Origin of the sequence: Boseongicola sp. (genome assembly GCA_014075275.1) — a bacterium.
Classification (GTDB): Bacteria; Pseudomonadota; Alphaproteobacteria; order Rhodobacterales; family Rhodobacteraceae.
Window position 1 is genome coordinate 2,037,261 of record CP046179.1, and the last position, 15,715, is coordinate 2,052,975.

18 protein-coding genes and 1 tRNA gene are annotated in these 15,715 nt (G+C 52.9%); 11 read left to right on the forward strand and 8 right to left on the reverse strand.

Annotated elements, in window-relative coordinates:
* Positions 1 to 98: 98 nt before the first annotated feature.
* Positions 99 to 1,247, reverse strand: a complete 1,149-nt coding sequence (locus GKR98_10200; GenBank protein ID QMU58529.1) for a twin-arginine translocation signal domain-containing protein — start codon at positions 1,245 to 1,247, stop codon at positions 99 to 101.
* A 23-nt stretch (positions 1,248 to 1,270) separates the two neighbouring features.
* A complete protein-coding gene (locus GKR98_10205; protein ID QMU58530.1) occupies positions 1,271 to 1,462 on the reverse strand; it encodes a hypothetical protein in 192 nt (63 codons plus the stop codon).
* Positions 1,463 to 1,639: 177 nt separating this feature from the next.
* Here GKR98_10205 and GKR98_10210 point away from each other — a divergent pair, with 177 nt between their 5' ends.
* From GKR98_10210 to GKR98_10240, 7 genes are all read left to right on the forward strand, one after another.
* A complete protein-coding gene (locus GKR98_10210; GenBank protein QMU58531.1) occupies positions 1,640 to 2,680 on the forward strand; it encodes a LacI family DNA-binding transcriptional regulator in 1,041 nt (346 codons plus the stop codon).
* Positions 2,681 to 2,792: 112 nt separating this feature from the next.
* Positions 2,793 to 3,791 carry a UDP-N-acetylglucosamine 4,6-dehydratase (inverting) gene (gene pseB, locus GKR98_10215; GenBank protein ID QMU58532.1) on the forward strand — a complete coding sequence of 333 codons (999 nt, stop codon included), beginning with the start codon at positions 2,793 to 2,795 and terminating at the stop codon, positions 3,789 to 3,791.
* Positions 3,788 to 4,933 (forward strand): UDP-4-amino-4,6-dideoxy-N-acetyl-beta-L-altrosamine transaminase, encoded by a 1,146-nt coding sequence (gene pseC, locus GKR98_10220; protein ID QMU58533.1) that lies wholly within the window; start codon positions 3,788 to 3,790, stop codon positions 4,931 to 4,933. Before pseB ends, pseC begins: the two co-directional genes overlap by 4 nt.
* Positions 4,930 to 5,631 (forward strand): pseudaminic acid cytidylyltransferase, encoded by a 702-nt coding sequence (gene pseF, locus GKR98_10225; protein QMU58534.1) that lies wholly within the window; start codon positions 4,930 to 4,932, stop codon positions 5,629 to 5,631. Before pseC ends, pseF begins: the two co-directional genes overlap by 4 nt.
* Before the next feature lie 53 nt (positions 5,632 to 5,684).
* On the forward strand, positions 5,685 to 6,731 hold the full coding sequence (locus tag GKR98_10230) for a sialic acid synthase (GenBank protein ID QMU58535.1): 1,047 nt from the start codon (positions 5,685 to 5,687) through the stop codon (positions 6,729 to 6,731).
* Positions 6,728 to 8,080 carry a glycosyltransferase gene (locus GKR98_10235; protein QMU58536.1) on the forward strand — a complete coding sequence of 451 codons (1,353 nt, stop codon included), beginning with the start codon at positions 6,728 to 6,730 and terminating at the stop codon, positions 8,078 to 8,080. Before GKR98_10230 ends, GKR98_10235 begins: the two co-directional genes overlap by 4 nt.
* Positions 8,010 to 9,152, forward strand: coding sequence for a GNAT family N-acetyltransferase (locus GKR98_10240; protein ID QMU58537.1), 1,143 nt, complete (start codon positions 8,010 to 8,012; stop codon positions 9,150 to 9,152). The genes GKR98_10235 and GKR98_10240 overlap by 71 nt, the downstream gene beginning before the upstream one ends.
* Positions 9,153 to 9,160: 8 nt before the next feature.
* On the opposite strand, the gene GKR98_10245 is transcribed toward GKR98_10240, so the two are convergent.
* Both GKR98_10245 and GKR98_10250 read right to left on the reverse strand, forming a co-directional pair.
* The gene (locus GKR98_10245) at positions 9,161 to 9,517 is read right to left on the reverse strand and encodes a DUF4910 domain-containing protein (protein ID QMU58538.1); all 357 of its coding nucleotides are present in this window, start codon (positions 9,515 to 9,517) and stop codon (positions 9,161 to 9,163) included.
* Between the two features lie 76 nt (positions 9,518 to 9,593).
* A protein-coding gene (locus tag GKR98_10250) for an IS3 family transposase (protein ID QMU58539.1) occupies positions 9,594 to 10,945 on the reverse strand; the annotation gives its coding sequence in 2 pieces (ribosomal slippage) (positions 9,594 to 10,607 and positions 10,610 to 10,945; 1,350 coding nt in all).
* Positions 10,946 to 11,079: 134 nt separating this feature from the next.
* On the opposite strand from GKR98_10250, the gene GKR98_10255 reads away from it, so the two are divergent.
* The 3 genes from GKR98_10255 to GKR98_10265 all read left to right on the forward strand — a co-directional run bounded on the left by GKR98_10255 (position 11,080) and on the right by GKR98_10265 (position 12,668).
* Positions 11,080 to 11,262, forward strand: coding sequence for a hypothetical protein (locus tag GKR98_10255; protein QMU58540.1), 183 nt, complete (start codon positions 11,080 to 11,082; stop codon positions 11,260 to 11,262).
* 61 nt (positions 11,263 to 11,323) lie between these two features.
* Positions 11,324 to 12,130, forward strand: coding sequence for an FRG domain-containing protein (locus tag GKR98_10260; protein ID QMU58541.1), 807 nt, complete (start codon positions 11,324 to 11,326; stop codon positions 12,128 to 12,130).
* 34 nt (positions 12,131 to 12,164) lie between these two features.
* Positions 12,165 to 12,668, forward strand: a complete 504-nt coding sequence (locus tag GKR98_10265) for a hypothetical protein (protein QMU58542.1) — start codon at positions 12,165 to 12,167, stop codon at positions 12,666 to 12,668.
* Between the two features lie 76 nt (positions 12,669 to 12,744).
* On the opposite strand, the gene GKR98_10270 is transcribed toward GKR98_10265, so the two are convergent.
* The 3 genes from GKR98_10270 to ychF all read right to left on the reverse strand — a co-directional run bounded on the left by GKR98_10270 (position 12,745) and on the right by ychF (position 14,288).
* Positions 12,745 to 12,834: transfer RNA gene (locus GKR98_10270), tRNA-Ser, on the reverse strand.
* Positions 12,835 to 12,894: 60 nt separating this feature from the next.
* Positions 12,895 to 13,107, reverse strand: a complete 213-nt coding sequence (locus GKR98_10275; protein ID QMU58543.1) for a hypothetical protein — start codon at positions 13,105 to 13,107, stop codon at positions 12,895 to 12,897.
* An 83-nt stretch (positions 13,108 to 13,190) separates the two neighbouring features.
* Entirely contained in the window at positions 13,191 to 14,288 is a 1,098-nt protein-coding gene (ychF, locus tag GKR98_10280) for a redox-regulated ATPase YchF (protein QMU58544.1), read from the reverse strand.
* 201 nt (positions 14,289 to 14,489) lie between these two features.
* Between ychF and GKR98_10285 the strand changes: the two genes are divergently transcribed.
* The gene (locus tag GKR98_10285) at positions 14,490 to 15,281 is read left to right on the forward strand and encodes a tryptophan synthase subunit alpha (protein ID QMU58545.1); all 792 of its coding nucleotides are present in this window, start codon (positions 14,490 to 14,492) and stop codon (positions 15,279 to 15,281) included.
* A gap of 2 nt (positions 15,282 to 15,283) precedes the next feature.
* Here GKR98_10285 and GKR98_10290 read toward each other — a convergent pair whose 3' ends face one another.
* Positions 15,284 to 15,694, reverse strand: a complete 411-nt coding sequence (locus GKR98_10290) for a VOC family protein (protein ID QMU58546.1) — start codon at positions 15,692 to 15,694, stop codon at positions 15,284 to 15,286.
* Positions 15,695 to 15,715 lie beyond the last annotated feature (21 nt).

Below are 15,715 nucleotides of genomic sequence, written 5' to 3' on the forward strand. Positions count from 1 at the left end.
GACAATGCTGCGCCACGTAGGTCTTTCCTTAGGTTCCATCGAAAACGTTCGAAAAGGTGTAGAAGCGGCGCTTTGAACAAGCGCCGCTTCAGTTGTTCTTAGGCGTCGTGGACGTAGTAACGGCCTTGCGTGCCGGCTGCTTCTTCCAGCGATGCAAATGTGTCCATGGACCCGGCCAGCTCAACTTTGAAGCTGTCCCATTCGCTACGCTGATAGCCGCCCGCATCCTGCCATTCACCCAACTGGTCCTGGCTGAGCGAGTGGAATTCAACGCCAGCTTTGCGCAGTTCGGCCATGGCATAGGCCCGTGCCGATGGCACCTTGGCAAGGTTCTGGTGCGCGGTCATTTCGCCCGCAAACTCGATACCTTCCTGAACGTCTGCTGGCAGGCCGTTGAACCATTCAAGGTTCATCGAATAGACTTGGCTGTCTGGAACGGCTTGCGTGAAGGTCACGTGGCTGAGGATGTCCTTGAAGCCAAAGACAAACAGCGCGCCCACAGATGGATCAAGCGCGTCAGCGACGCCCTGTTTGATCGCCGAAGGGGTTTCACCCCATGCGACCGGTGTCGGGTTGGCACCAACCATCCGGTAATATTGCTGAAGCATTGCCGAGCCAGGAACGCGGAACTTTACGCCTGAAAGGTCGCCCGGTGTAATAACGGCACCAGCGCCGCCTTTACGAACCGCGACAACGCGTGGGTCGATATTGATGTAAAAGAGCGCCTTGAAGCCTGAGGCTTCGATTTTGGGGTGCACTTCGGATTTCCATGTATCGGACGTTACCAAGTTGGTGAAACGCTGATTGGAACCGCAGAAGTAAGGCATGTTGATCAGGTCAACAGTCGACGCAAACGGTGCGAAGTTTGACAAGGAGTGTTGCGCACACTGGATAGTGCCGCCCTGTACAGCCTGAGCCAATGCACCACCGGCACCAAGCTGACCACCTGGTGCGAGTTTCACGTAGACCTTACCGTTTGTGGCGTTCTGAATATTCTCTTTCAGGTCGAGCTGCATGATCGGATAGCTGCGCGATGCGCCAAGAACATAAGCCGTGGCCAATGTCATGGTGTGGTCAGCGGCAGACTCGCGCTCGCGTTCTTCCGACGCACTTTGAGCAACTGCTTTTTCAGACCAAAGCATGCCAGCAGCGCCAACAACCATAGCAGCCGTAAAGCTGCCGGTTCCGGCGAGTTTCAGGAAATTACGGCGCGAGGCAGATGCCAGCTCCTTTTCCGTCTTGTCCATTTGTATTCCTCCCTTGGATTTTTTTAGTGGTCGTTTTCGCTGAGTTCTTTTTCCGCCGCTTCACGCTTCAAAACTGCAACTACAAATGCAATTGAAGCGAGAAAAAGCATAATCATTTCAGCAACATTGCCGACAACTGGCGTTCCGTTGATCGAGCCAATTGCGACGTTTGCTGTAAATGCGATGACGAGTAGTGCGGCGATGATCAAGGCCATGTCGTCTCCCCTATCCACCGTTTTCCTTCGGTGATTCTTGCCGAATGTAAGCGCTTATATGATTCTATGCAAGCGCTTACATTTTGGAAGAGACAGGGCATTACTGTTTTGGCAAAAATACAGTAAGTTGCTCAAGAATAGGGCAAAGAAGCTCTGGACCTGGAAGAAGACACCTAAATGCCATCGGATTCATTTCGAAAACCTGACAAGGCCCTGCCGACATTGGAAGATGTCGCCAAATTGGCTGGGGTTTCGACGGCAACGGTATCGCGGTGCTTGAATTCGCCTGAACGGGTAATCGAGGCCACGCGGATACGTGTCAAAAACGCAGTGGACGAGTTGGGGTATTCGCCCAACTTCGGCGCTCGCATTCTGGCGGCCAAACGCACCAACACAATTGGCGCCATTATTCCGACCATGGAAAATGCGATCTTTGCGCGCGGCATACAGGCGTTTCAGGAAGAGTTGGGCAAGCACGGTATTACACTGCTGGTCGCAAGTTCGTCCTATCAGCCGGATCTGGAAGAAGAGCAAATTCGCACGTTGACCGCTCGCGGAGCCGACGCGTTACTTTTAATCGGTCACGATCGAGCGCCTGAGGTTTATGATTATCTAGAACGCCGTCGTGTACCCTATCTAATCGCCTGGGCGTTCAACGAAGACTATGGCGCATTGTCCATTGGTTTTAAGAACCGCGACTCGATGCGACTTTTAGCTGAGCAGGTCATTGATTTGGGACACCACCGGATCGGCGTCATCTCGGCGGACCGGAAATTTAACGACCGAGCACGCGAGCGAGCAGAAGGAATTCTGCAAGCCATGGAGAACCGTGGACTGGATGCAGACGCAGCGCCGATTATCGAAACCGTCTTTTCAATCGAATCCGGTGGGAAAGCATTTCAGGATCTCATGGCATTGGAGCACCCGCCCACTGCTGTCATGTGCGGCAACGACGTATTAGCGGTGGGTGCCTTGGCTATGGCGCGCCAGATTGGGTTGTCGGTGCCGGGTGATGTCAGCATCACCGGATTTGATGACATCGAACTAGCGCGCATTACCGAACCGCAAATTACCACAGTGCACGTTCCCCATCGCGAAATGGGCGGCAGGGCGGCGCATATTCTTGCAGGGATGTTGAACGGCGACGTTCCGCGCGACAGCGTGCAACTTGAAACAAATATCATACATCGCGGATCACTTGGCCCGGTAAAAAAGTAATTAGGCTTCGGCATGAAAACGCGGGCAGAACGTAGCACCGAAAAATCCATATTTCAAAACCACACGGGCTGAAGTAAGTCTTGCTCAATTCTGCGAAGGAGCAACGCTGAAGATGTTCAACGATAAATCAATAATGATCACCGGCGGCACAGGCAGTTTCGGCAAGCGGTTCATTGATCACATCCTTGCTGAATACACACCAAAGAAAGTGATTGTATTCAGCAGAGACGAGTTAAAGCAGTTCGAAATGAGTCAACGATGGAATGCGCCACAGATGCGATATTTCATTGGTGACGTGCGCGACGGAGAGCGGGTGCGCGAGGCCATGGACGGTGTGGATTTCGTGATCCATGCGGCGGCTTTGAAGCAAGTTCCCGCAGCAGAGTACAATCCGTTCGAAGCGGTGAAGACCAATATTCTTGGTGGACAAAATGTAATTCAGGCCGCGTTGGCCGAAAATGTTGAACGGGTGATTGCCTTATCCACCGATAAGGCAGCGAACCCGGTCAATCTGTATGGGGCTACGAAACTGGCAAGCGACAAGCTGTTTGTAGCTGCCAATAACATGGCTGGCGGGCGACAGACTCGATTTGCTGTTGTGAGATACGGAAACGTTTTGGGGTCGAGAGGGTCTGTCGTTCCGTTTTTCAAAGACCTACTCGCAAATGGTGCGACCGAGTTGCCGATCACTCACTCAGATATGACGCGATTCATGATCACCCTGGAGCAAGGTGTTGATTTCGTGATGAAAAGCCTGCAGAGAATGCATGGTGGTGAGATATTTGTGCCCAAGATTCCGTCGATGAGAATGGTCGATCTGGCACGTGCCATGGCACCAGAGTTGCCCCAAAAGATCATCGGAATTCGCCCAGGAGAGAAGCTGCACGAGATCATGTGCCCTGCCGATGACAGCCACCTGACATTGGCTTTTGACGATCACTATGTGATCAAACCGACGATCTCATTCGCGACGGCGGTCGATTTTGCGGTGAACAAACTTGGCGAAAAGGCTTCCACCGTGGAGCAAGGATTTGAATACAACTCGGGCAACAATACAGTGTGGCTGAGCGGCGAAGAATTTCTTGCAATGGTCGAGGCATTGCGGCCGTGATCCCATACGGCCGGCAAGACATTTCCGAAGAAGACGTCGCAGAAGTCGTTGCCGCGCTGACGTCAGATTTTCTGACGCAGGGACCAAGGGTTCCAGCGTTTGAAGCGGCATTTTGCGAGACTGTAAACGCAAAGTACGGTGTGGCCGTGAACTCGGCAACTTCGGCATTGCATGTTGCTTGCATGGCATTGGAACTGGGCGAAGGCGACATATTGTGGACCTCGCCTATTACTTTTGTCGCTTCCGCAAATGTCGGCCATTGGTGTGGCGCAGATGTTGATTTCGTCGATATTGACCCGGACACGTTCAATATGTGTCCCAAAGCGCTTGCCCGGAAGTTGGAATGGGCTGAGCAAAACAATTGCCTGCCGAAAATCATCATACCCGTTCATATGTGCGGCCAGTCCTGTGACATGCAGGAGATTGGTACACTGGCAAGGCGTTATGGCATTGCGGTAATTGAGGATGCCAGCCACGCCGTAGGGGGTCGTTTCCACAATCAGACCGTGGGGAGTTGCGCTCATTCGGACATCGCTGTTTTCAGCTTTCATCCGGTGAAAGTAATTACGACCGCTGAAGGCGGTTTGGCGACGACGCAAAGCGCAGAACTTGCGGACAAAATGCGCCGTGCTGCCAGCCACGGCGTTACGCGTGACGCATCATTGATGCAGGGCGAAAGCCATGGGGCATGGTACTACCAGCAGCTTGAGCTTGGGCTGAACTATCGGATGACCGAACTTCAGGCGGCCTTGGGTATCGGGCAACTGAAGCGTTTGGATGCATTTGTTAACAGACGAAATGAGCATGCAGAGCGGTATGACGAATTGCTGGCCGACTTGCCTCTGAAGCGTCCGGGACGGCTGCCGGGGGCTTATTCGGCGTTTCATTTGTATGTTGTTCGGGTTGGAGCGGAAAAACGGCGGGCTGTATTCGACGACTTGCGAGCCAATGGCGTGGGCGTGAACGTTCATTACATTCCAGTTCATACCCAGCCATACTGGCGCGACCGCTCTTCGGTTCATGGTCCCTTCCCTGCCGCCGAGCAGTATTACTCGGAAGCGATCAGCCTGCCGCTGTATCCTGCAATGACCGAAGCTCAGCAGGATGAAGTTGTGACAAAACTCGGCAATGCGCTGGCATGAGCGTTTGTTTGATCCCTGCCCGCGGCGGTTCAAAACGCATTCCGCGAAAGAACATCAAACTGTTCATGGGCAAACCAATGATTGGCTGGTCGATCGATGTGGCGAAAGCCGCTCAGGTCTTTGATCGCGTGATCGTATCAACGGATGATGTTGAAATTGCCGAAGTCGCACGTGATTTGGGCGCTGAAGTTCCTTTTGAACGCCCCGCTGAAATCTCGGACGACCATGCGACGACCAAGGATGTTGTGGAACATGCGCTTGGTTGGTTGGATGCCAACGGTGGCATGCCGGAAAGACTTTGCTGTCTTTATGCAACGGCACCATTCGCGCGGGCCGAAGATATTCAAACGGGTCAAGAAAAGCTCGATACCGCTCGTTTCGCGATGCCGGTTACCAAATTCCGCTTCCCCATTCAACGCGCCGTCGAAATTGATGGCGACGGTCATTTGCGAATGTTCAATCCTGAACTTTACAAAACCCGGTCACAAGACTTGCCAGAGGCATGGCATGATGCGGGTCAGTTTTACTGGGGTCACACATCAGCTTGGTTGAGTGACAGCTTGCTATTCGGACCAGATACAGCGGCCATCCCGCTGCCTGCGTGGCGCGTACAGGACATTGATACAGAAGAAGATTGGGCTCGGGCCGAAATTCTTGCGCGGCTGATCGCTGAGGATATCAAGCAACGGGCAGATTGACCTGCCTCGCCCAAAGGGCGACACAGCTAGAAAATGAACTGCCGGGCATCGAAATGACACTCAAAATTGAATCCGCTGAAATTGGCCCCGATGTTCGCACAATGCTGATTGCCGAACTGAGCGCCAACCACGACCGGGACCTGGATCAGGCTTTGGCACTGGTTGATATTGCAGCAGATGCCGGATGGGACTGTTTGAAGCTGCAGACGTACACACCGGATTCTTTGACAGTTCGGTCAACCCACCCTTCCATGACAATCGATAAGGTATGGGGCACCACCAATCTATACGACCTATACGAATGGGCTGCGATGCCCATGGAGTTTCACGAACCATTATTCGCGAAGGCGCGCGAGCGCGGGATGGTGCCATTCACCTCGGTATATGATCCGCGTGACATGGAATTTGTAGAAGCATTGGATTGTCCGATCTACAAGATCGCCTCGTTCGAAATGACGTTCGACGACCTGCTTGTAGAAGTGGCAGGCACAAAAAAACCGATTATCCTGTCAACGGGAATGGCAACGATGGATGAGATCGCCCATGCATTGGAGATCTTGGACGGTGCTGGTTCTGGTGAAGTGATCCTTCTTCACTGTTGCTCGAGTTACCCGGCGCCTTTGGATCAAATCAACCTGAATGCCATGACAACAATCGGTCAGACGTTCGGAAGACAAGTTGGGTTTTCAGATCATACAATTGGGTCTGTTGGCCCATTGACAGCCGCAGCGATGGGAGCCGTGGCTATCGAAAAGCACTTTACGAATGATCCGTCACGCAATGGACCCGATCACCGGTTTTCGGCAACACCGGACGTCATGGCAGATATAGCCAAGGGCGTAGCAGATATATTTGAGTTGAAAGGGCAATCTACAAAGAAGCTAACGGATGCCGAAGAGCCGCAAAAGAAAATTGGGCGTCGTTCTGCATTTGCGGTCAAGGATTTGCCTGAGGGGCATGTCATCAGGGAAGCTGATTTTCGATTTATCCGACCCAGCGCAGGCATTCCGCCGACAGATAGGGCGACGTTGATGGGCACTACGCTTACGCGGGCGGTGCCTGCAGGAAATCCAATAACATATGATGATCTTGACCGGTGACGGAGCTGGGCTCGGTTACGAAAGCGCTGCCCCCGGCGAGCTGTCGCCTACGGTTGTTTTTTCCGCTCTGGCAAATCTTTGTGCATTTGGCTTTGCCCTTTGCATTGCTCTTCTTTCTGGTGCGTTCAAGACGTGAGCCGCTTTACCGCAAGAGATGGGGCGAACGCCTGGGTTTTGGCAAAGTCAGAAAAAAAGGGTCAGTCTGGGTGTTTGCGACTTCTCTGGGTGAGACCCGCGCCGTTAGTCCCTTGGTGCGCGACTTGTTAAAGAACGGTCACGATGTTTGTCTTGCACATTCTTCCCCGGCGGGCCTAACCGAAGGCATGCGGCTGTTTGACGATGTCCGTGTGACGCATCGCTATGTTCCCTTCGATTTGTTTTGGTGTATCGGACTTTTCATGCTGCGACTTCGTCCATCGATTGGCTTGGTTGTCGAAGGCGAGTTTTGGCCCGGTCATCTGCAGATGGCCAATTGGCTGAGAGTGCCGATGTTGCACATCAACGGCAACCTTCATGAGCATTCGATAGAACGCGCAAAACGATTTGGCAGCATTCGAATGGAAATCCTGACCAGATTTCACGGAATCCTCACCAAAAGCCAGGGGCACAAAGGGCGGTATTTGAAGGCGGGTGTGGCTGACGATAGAATTCTAATGGTGGGCGAACTGAAGTTTGACCAGTGGGTTGAACCGCAGCAACTTGCGATTGGTGACGAGCTTCGCAGCGCCTGGACTGACGACAGAATGGTTATTCTTATCGCCAGCTCGGTCTTGGGCGAAGAAGCCGAACTATTGGACATGATTGCCCAGCTTCTCAAATTGGATCATCCGCCCCGAATAATTTGGGCACCCAGAAGCCCGCAAAGGTTTAATGCAGTTTCCGAAGCCCTTGAATTGAAAGGCGTAAGTTACGTCAGGCGCTCTAAGATTCTGGATGAGCAGTTGACTGGCAATATGCCCAGAAGCGTGGATGTTCTCGTTGGCGACTCCATTGGTGAGATGAATGTCTGGTATCAGATGGCTGACCTGGTCTTTGTCGGCGCGACGCTTTCTGACAATGGAGGTCACAACATATCCGAACCCTTGGCTCTAGGACGTCCGGTTCTTATTGGCCCTTCGATTTATGGGATTGAATTCCCGGCAATTGCCGCATCCGAAGAAGGTGCAGTCGTTATTGCAAAAAACGTCAATGACCTGACTGAACATATGACGAGATTAATCACAAACCATCAGAATTATTCGGAGTTCACAGCAAAGGCGCAGTCATTTGCAGAGCGACATGTTGGAGCGACTGAGCGCACTATCGACGTTATTGACGCGGTTCTGGCTTCCAATCCAACCGAACGATAGCATCTGGCACATGACAAAAGCCCGTAATGAACGATTTGTGGTGGATCATGCGGTGATCGTACTTGGTCACGAAATGAACCATGAAGGGGAACCTGACTTGATCGGGCGCAGTCGCCTTTTGTTGGCGTCAGATATTGTTCGCTCCGATCCTCGCTCGATATTGGTCACTTCGGGATGGGCTTATCGTAAAGACATTGACCTTTCGTTGGCAGCTTCAATGAAGCGTTCTGCTGTGCGGGATCTTGAGTTGGACCAGAAACGCATTCATTGCCTGGCCAAAAGTAAAGACACCGTTGGAGACGCCGTTTTCTTTGCAGAAGCAGTGCGTGCGGAAAAAGTGACGGTTGTGACCAGCACGTTTCACCAAAAACGTGCGGAACGAATTTTTCGGTTCGTGCTGGGTGCTGATGTCGTGCTGGATGTTTTGGGAACAGGACAATCGCCCACACCAAAACAAAAAGCCAATGAGAACCAGTCGTTGGGCGTTTTCCGCGATACCTTCGATGGCATTGCATCTGGCGATTTCGATGCAATTAGAGGCAGGCTAAAGTCGGCTCATCCGTTCTACAATGGCACTTTGGATGTTCGGGCCTTAAAGCGACCTGGCGACAGACGTCTATCGTGTCGACCGGCAACCTTTGAGGACGTGAAACAGCTTTTGGAGTGGCGGAACGCTCCCGAAGTGCGCAGCGCTTCGGTTGAGGGTGAAGAGATATCATTAGCTACTCATTCGACTTGGCTACGAAAAAGCTTGAGTAATCCGGATCGGATTATCCTTATTTTTCATAATGGTATAATTAGAGTGGGCATGGTGCGATTTGATTGCGCTGAAGCACAAACATTGACAACGGTAAGCATCTTGCTGGATCCAGCAGTTCGTGGAACTGGCTTGGCGAAGTCGATACTGAAGCATGCAGTTTCTTATGCAGAATTACAAAATCACGACTTGAAAGCCGTAGCGCGAAAAGAGAATTTACCCAGTATTGCCTTGTTTGAGGGTCTTGGATTTGAGGCGCGGACCGAGGGCGAATTTGTAGAACTGCGGCGAATAGCCTTGGCGAATGACAGCTAAACAGCCAGTTACTCGATAAGTTCGTGTTCCAGTAAAAGATCGACTGCAATTTCGACCTGTTCAATAGCGGCATCTAGTTTTTCACTTAACTCAAATAGATCGCGCGTGCCGTTCGCGTAGGCTAATATATTGCGTATAAGCATTGAGCCACTGGCGGACCCTTTACGGGAAAGAGTTTCATAAAGGCCGCGCCGACCTAATTGAGGTTCGCCAAGTATTTTCGCGCGTGGTCGGTGCGCGCCTTCCAGAAGCTCAATAATATGACGGTAGATCGATATGCTTTCAGCTAATCCCTTCGGTGTGACAAAATTCAAATCATCGAGGGATGTGTGGTATTCAGGGAATGTTCCATATTTCGACTTCATGATGTCCGTCGTCAGGGTTTTGGGAACCAAGAGTTGCTTAAACAAGTAAAGAGTTTGGCTCGTCTGGTTGATGTTATTATGCGGCGCGCTGTCTGTGATGCAAGCGCCGCGCTTCGAGCGTCTTTCGTTTGATCCTTTCCCGTTGTCTTAGAATGGCTTTGTCACGCCCGAAGTAGACGTCGGCGGGTGTGACGTTGTTCAGGCTCTCGTGGTAGCGCTTGTGATTGTAGTGATCGACGAAGGCTTCGATCTGGGTTTCGAGGTCTCCCGGAAGGAAGTAGTTCTCCAATAGGATGCGGTTCTTCAGGGTTTGATGCCACCTCTCGATCTTGCCCTGTGTCTGGGGATGATATGGTGCGCCCCGAGAATGCTTCATGCCTTTGTCCTGCAGCCATTCAGCCAGATCGCCAGAGACGTAACTGGACCCGTTGTCGCTGAGGAGGCGGGGTTTGTGGATGACGTGAACCTGATCGCACCCTGATGCTTGTAGCGCCAAATCCAGGGTGTCCGTCACGTCCTCTGCCCGCATGTTCGTGCAGAGTTTCCACGAGATGATGTAGCGGCTGTAGTCGTCCAGGATTGTGCTGAGATAGAACCAGCCCCAGCCAAGCACTTTGAGATAGGTGAAGTCGGTTTGCCAAAGCTGGTTGATCGCAGTGGTCTTGTCTTTGAACTCGTTTGCCGCCTTGAGCACGATAAAGGCCGGGCTGGTGATCAGATCGTGGGCCTTCAGGGCCCGATAGACTGAAGATTCCGAGACGAAGTAGCGCTCCCGATCCGTGAACGTCACTGCCAGTTCGCGCGGCGACAGCTCCGTCTCCTGCAGCGCCAGCTTGACGACCTTGCGCCGGACTTCGTCGGGGATGCGGTTCCAGACATGTCTGGGCTTAGGCGCTTGATCCACAAGGCCAGCGTCGCCGCGCTGCCGATACCGATCATACCAACGGTAAAATGTGGTGCGGGGGATGCCCAGCTTTGCCAATGTTCGACGAGCAGACAAATGCGACCCCTCAACAAGCCGGATGATCTCCAACTTCTCAGATGCAGCATACCTCATTCTTGGTCGCCCCCACCGCCGGTCATGCTTTTTTTGAGAAGACGCAGTTCCAGTGTTTGCTCGGCAACGACCTCCTTCAGGTCTCGGGCTTCGCGGCGCAGGTCCTTGACTTCGTCGGTCGTAGCCGCACGCGCCGTATCTCCAGCAAGCCGCCGTTTGCCAGCTTCCATGAAGTCCTTGGACCATTTGTAGTAGATACCTTGAGATATTCCCTCACGACGGCACAACTCAGCAATGCTGTCTTCGCCACGCAAGCCATCCAGCACGATCCGGATCTTCTCTTCTGACGAATACTGTTTGCGCGTCGCGCGCTTGATCTCTTTGACGATCTTCTCGCCGGGGCTCCTGCGAGTTCCAGTTGTCTGTCTCATGTCCCACTCCTCAGTGGTTACGATGAGCCAACAAAACTCTCTTATCAAATTAACCTAATTGGACCCATAGGCGCTGACTTCAGACACCGGTCTACGCCGCAGGCTCACCCAAATAATATCATTTTGGTCCGGTTGTGGAACTGGGCGAAGGCGCGGACTACTCAAAATTTTTGGGGTCAATTTCCGAAGGTAAAGTCTATCTAGACCCAGCGGCCAAAGTCACCGTTAAAGAGACAAAGAAACGTTGTCAGTTTCGTGTTTCCCACAAGGATTTACCTAGTTTGTATAAGAAGTTCGGCACCGCGTCAGTCGGTTAGATTTTCGTCATAAATCCTTTGTCTTAGCAGCACAATTGGCTGACGTTTGAGGAGCAAATCCATGGGTTGGTCGAATGGAAACCACAAATCGACGGGCGGCACAATTATTGTTGAAGGACTCGAGCACTTTGAAGGGCTTATCACTAGGGACATCCCATTGAATAATTGGTATTTCCGAGGCGAGCCTGATGAATATGATATTCCCTTTCTTGCCGGGATTTGGAGGTCGGGGCATGATTTTACCAATAGAACCGAAGTAGCCCCAAATACGGGTTTCACAGTTGGAGAATTGGAGGCAGTCAAAAGATGTCAGTCAGACGTTGTTGCTGGCAGACTTGAAGATGAGTCATTCACGGACCAAATGCACGAAGTCGCGGCGCCAATTGATCTCAGTTCAGTTGATTTGCTAAATTGGTTGTCCTTGGCACAGCACTACAACTCTGACCAAATCTACCCAACGCGCCTAATTGACATAACAGTCGAGCCGCTTGTTGCGCTTTACTTTGCTGTTATGAAAAACAGCAGACGGCCGGGGTTTGTCTTTGCATTCAAGGACGGATTCAACGATTTGGGAACTGCTGGTCGAGTTGCAGAACAAGGCGATACATTTCTCGATGTTTTCCGTATCGACGGAAACGATGGGCTGCCGTATTGCCCCAACGATGACACTATTAATCTAATGAGACCACCGGTGGAGAATGCTCGAAGCCACGCGCAAAAAGGACTGTTCGTATGGAATCGGGGAATCGATTGCAGGCTGCGGCCGGGCTGGCTGATTTTCCAGATACCTTCTGAACAGAAGGCTCCCATTATGTCACTGCTTGCCGAGAAAGGTATCGACGAAAACTCACTTCGCCTGCGCGATTAACGAAGAAATCATTAGTTTGAAGAGGGCTAGCAAGGTGACCTGTCGTTATGAAAACCACAGAGTTGTAGGAACCGAATTCAATTTCCACAACTTTGGAAGTGAAGGAATAATTTTTCGTGATCGTGCCGCCGGGCTCATTCGAAAAATTTACAGTAGCGAGCGCGATCGGAAATTTGCTGAACAAGATTTCAAATCCGAAATCGAAGCGTTTGGGATAGCTATGAAGAGCCCTGAAATTTCGGCATCGATCCCCGGAAAATTCAGGATCTTAGATACGCAGACTGTTGTGGATGAAAAAGGCGAATGTGTATCGAATCAATATTTCCCCGATTTGGCATTTGAGGCCGAGTTCATTAATTTACGTTTCGTCGAAATTGGCAGCCTCCCGAACTCAGAATCCTCCGCGATAGAGAGAAAGTTCAAGAAGGTTGGAATCAACTACACCGGAGACATGGCCATCGCTTTTTCCGAAGATCGCTTGTGTTACAAAGTCGTGGACTTCAAAGTTCGCGGGCAGGAAATTTGGCACAAAACTTAGCGGACGTGTTTATGGCGGGCATTTTGGCGGGTAGATATCAATTTTTCCTAGTTAATCGTTATATTTCAATGGGTAGTGGCGGAGACGAAGGGATTCGAACCCTCGAGACCCTTCCGGGCCTACTCCCTTAGCAGGGGAGCGCCTTCGACCACTCGGCCACGTCTCCGCTGGCCGGTCTAACGAAGGTGATCAAGCGCGGCAAGTCCGAAATCTCGCCGCGCGCCACTCATACCACAAACGCCAGCGTCAGACACAGCACCGCCGAAAAAACCGCGAACCACCGCGCCGGCAGCCCCATGGCCGCCAAAAGACACAGTCCCGCGAACAGAATGATGATGGCCTGCGCAGTTGCCTTGAGGCCGATTAATTTGGGGCCGACCACCACACAGCCCGCTGCGACGACTTTCTCGCCAAAATAGCCGCCACCAAAGGTTAACACCCTCTGACCACTGCGTTCGGGTCCACCGACGCAATACCGACGTGATACAGACAGCCAAAAAACCGCCCCAATGGGGCCCGAAATCACGCGTTGAAAAGGAAGCGCAGAACGTCGCCGTCCTTCACCAAATACCCTTTGCCCTCAACCCGCATTTTGCCCGCGTCCTTCGCGCCAGCCTCGCCATTCAACGTGATATAGTCGTCATAAGCGATTGTTTCCGCACGAATAAACCCGCGTTCAAAGTCGCCGTGAATGACTCCGGCAGCTTTCGGGGCCAATGTTCCCTCTTTAATCGTCCAGGCCCGCGCTTCTTTGGGTCCAACCGTGAAATACGTCTGCAGTTCCAATAGGTCATACCCGGCGCGAATAAGCCGGTCCAAACCCGCCTCTTCCAGCCCCAGTTCCGCCAGAAACATCTCTGCCTCCTCGGGTTCCAACTGGCTGATTTCTTCCTCGATCTGGGCCGAAATCACCACCGACCCCGCCCCCTCTGCCGCGGCCATTTCCGCCACCCGCGCCGAGTGTTCATTGCCCTCGCCAGCCTCGTCCTCGCCCACATTGCAAACATACAAAACGGGTTTAGATGTAAGGAGTTGCAGCATATTCCAGGCTTTCAGATCTTCGTCATCGATCTCGATCGTGCGCGCCGGTTTGCCTTCTTCCAACGCCGCCTTCGCCGCGTTCAAAAGCCGCTCCTGAAGCACCGCTTCCTTGTCACCACCGCGCACCTTTCGCACGATATTCTGAAGCCGCTTTTCCACAGACTCCAGATCCGCCAGCATCAACTCGGTTTCGATAGTTTCCGCGTCCTCAATCGGGTCCACACGACCTTCAACATGGGTCACATCCCCATCCTCGAAACACCGCAGAACATGAGCAATCGCATCCACCTCGCGGATATTGGCCAAAAACTGATTGCCCAGCCCTTCGCCCTTCGACGCGCCCTTCACCAACCCGGCAATATCCACAAACGTCATCCGCGCCGGGATCACCTGCTTTGACGAAGCAATTGCCGCCAATTTCCCGATCCGCCCATCCGGAACCGCCCCTTCACCGACGTTGGGTTCAATAGTGCAAAACGGGAAGTTTGCCGCCTGCGCCGCAGCAGTGCGCGTCAACGCGTTGAAAAGGGTGGACTTTCCGACATTCGGCAATCCAACAATACCCGTCTTAAACCCCATGTCAGGCTCCTGATGATCAACTCGTTGCCCGCCTCTACAACCGCGCTCGCCGCCATGCAACCTTCCCTTCTTTTTGGCAAAAATACTCCGGGGTCTGGGGCAGAGCCCCAGCGGATCGCCGTCAGGCGAAACCGCCCCTTCCCCCTTGCATCGACGCCGACATTGCGCGACACGTCAGAGCAAGAGAACAAAGGGATGTCCATGACCCGCATCGACGCCAAATTCGCCGCCCTCAAGGGCGAAGACCGCAAAGCATTCGTTGCCTATGTCATGGCCGGTGATCCGAATTACGACACTTCCCTTGAGATCGTCAAAGGTCTGCCTGCTGCGGGGGTCGACATCATCGAACTTGGCCTGCCGTTCACTGATCCCATGGCCGATGGCCCCACCATCCAGCTTGCCGGACAACGCGCACTTGGAGCCGGGCAAACCCTTCAAAAGACATTGGATTTGGCCCGAGCTTTCCGCGAAACCGACGACACAACGCCCATCGTGCTGATGGGGTATTACAACCCCATCTACTCCCGCGGCGTCGACAATTTTCTAACAGATGCCAAGGCAGCGGGCATCGATGGTCTTATCATCGTCGACCTCCCGCCCGAGGAAGATGACGAGTTGTGCATCCCGGCCCAAAACGCCGGTCTGAACTTCATTCGTCTGGCCACCCCGACAACCGACGACAAACGCCTGCCCAAGGTGCTGCAAAACACCTCCGGCTTCGTCTATTACGTCTCGATCACTGGCATCACAGGAGCTGCAAACGCTGTCGCCACCGACGTTGGTCCCGAGGTTGATCGCATCAAGCGGTCCACCGACCTGCCCGTCATTGTCGGCTTTGGCATCAAAACCCCCGAAGACTCTGAAAACATTGCCAAAGTCGCGGACGGCGCGGTCGTCGGTTCAGCTATCGTTGAGCGCATTGGCAAAGGCGAAACCCCGGCAGAAGTTCTTGCCTTCGTCAAATCGCTGGCCGATGGCGCGCACCGCGCCTGAAACTATTCGTCCTTCGGACCAATCCAGACGAACGGGTTATAGGCGATATCCCACAGATGCCCGTCGGGGTCGGCGACATAGGCGTGATACCCGCCCCAATCGGCCTTCACCGGCGCCTTAACGACTGTGCCGCCCGCAGCCTCGGCATCTGCAACAACCGCATCAACTTCGGCTTCCGAGGCGACATTATGCGCCATATTGATGCCCGCAAATCCTGTGCCCTCTGGTGACAGGCCCGCATCCCCGGCAAGCGCGTCGCGATTGGTCAAACCCAGCCAGCTTCCGTTCAGCGCCAAGAAAGCTACCGTCGGTGGAGACTCTTCTTTCGTAACTCCAAACCAGGCTTCATAAAACTTAACCGAGGCGGCCAAGTCGCTGACTCCCAAGGCAATCATGCTAATTCTGGGTTTCATATGGGCCTCGCAGAAGTTGAT

Coding starts and splice junctions, on each gene's coding strand:
- GKR98_10200 (QMU58529.1), bottom strand. CDS start 1,247: ATGGACAAGACGGAAAAGGAGCTGGCATCTGCCTCGCGCCGTAATTTC.
- GKR98_10205 (QMU58530.1), bottom strand. CDS start 1,462: ATGGCCTTGATCATCGCCGCACTACTCGTCATCGCATTTACAGCAAAC.
- GKR98_10210 (QMU58531.1), top strand. CDS start 1,640: ATGCCATCGGATTCATTTCGAAAACCTGACAAGGCCCTGCCGACATTG.
- pseB (QMU58532.1), top strand. CDS start 2,793: ATGTTCAACGATAAATCAATAATGATCACCGGCGGCACAGGCAGTTTC.
- pseF (QMU58534.1), top strand. CDS start 4,930: ATGAGCGTTTGTTTGATCCCTGCCCGCGGCGGTTCAAAACGCATTCCG.
- GKR98_10230 (QMU58535.1), top strand. CDS start 5,685: ATGACACTCAAAATTGAATCCGCTGAAATTGGCCCCGATGTTCGCACA.
- GKR98_10240 (QMU58537.1), top strand. CDS start 8,010: ATGTTGGAGCGACTGAGCGCACTATCGACGTTATTGACGCGGTTCTGG.
- GKR98_10245 (QMU58538.1), bottom strand. CDS start 9,517: ATGAAGTCGAAATATGGAACATTCCCTGAATACCACACATCCCTCGAT.
- GKR98_10260 (QMU58541.1), top strand. CDS start 11,324: ATGGGTTGGTCGAATGGAAACCACAAATCGACGGGCGGCACAATTATT.
- ychF (QMU58544.1), bottom strand. CDS start 14,288: ATGGGGTTTAAGACGGGTATTGTTGGATTGCCGAATGTCGGAAAGTCC.
- GKR98_10285 (QMU58545.1), top strand. CDS start 14,490: ATGACCCGCATCGACGCCAAATTCGCCGCCCTCAAGGGCGAAGACCGC.
- GKR98_10290 (QMU58546.1), bottom strand. CDS start 15,694: ATGAAACCCAGAATTAGCATGATTGCCTTGGGAGTCAGCGACTTGGCC.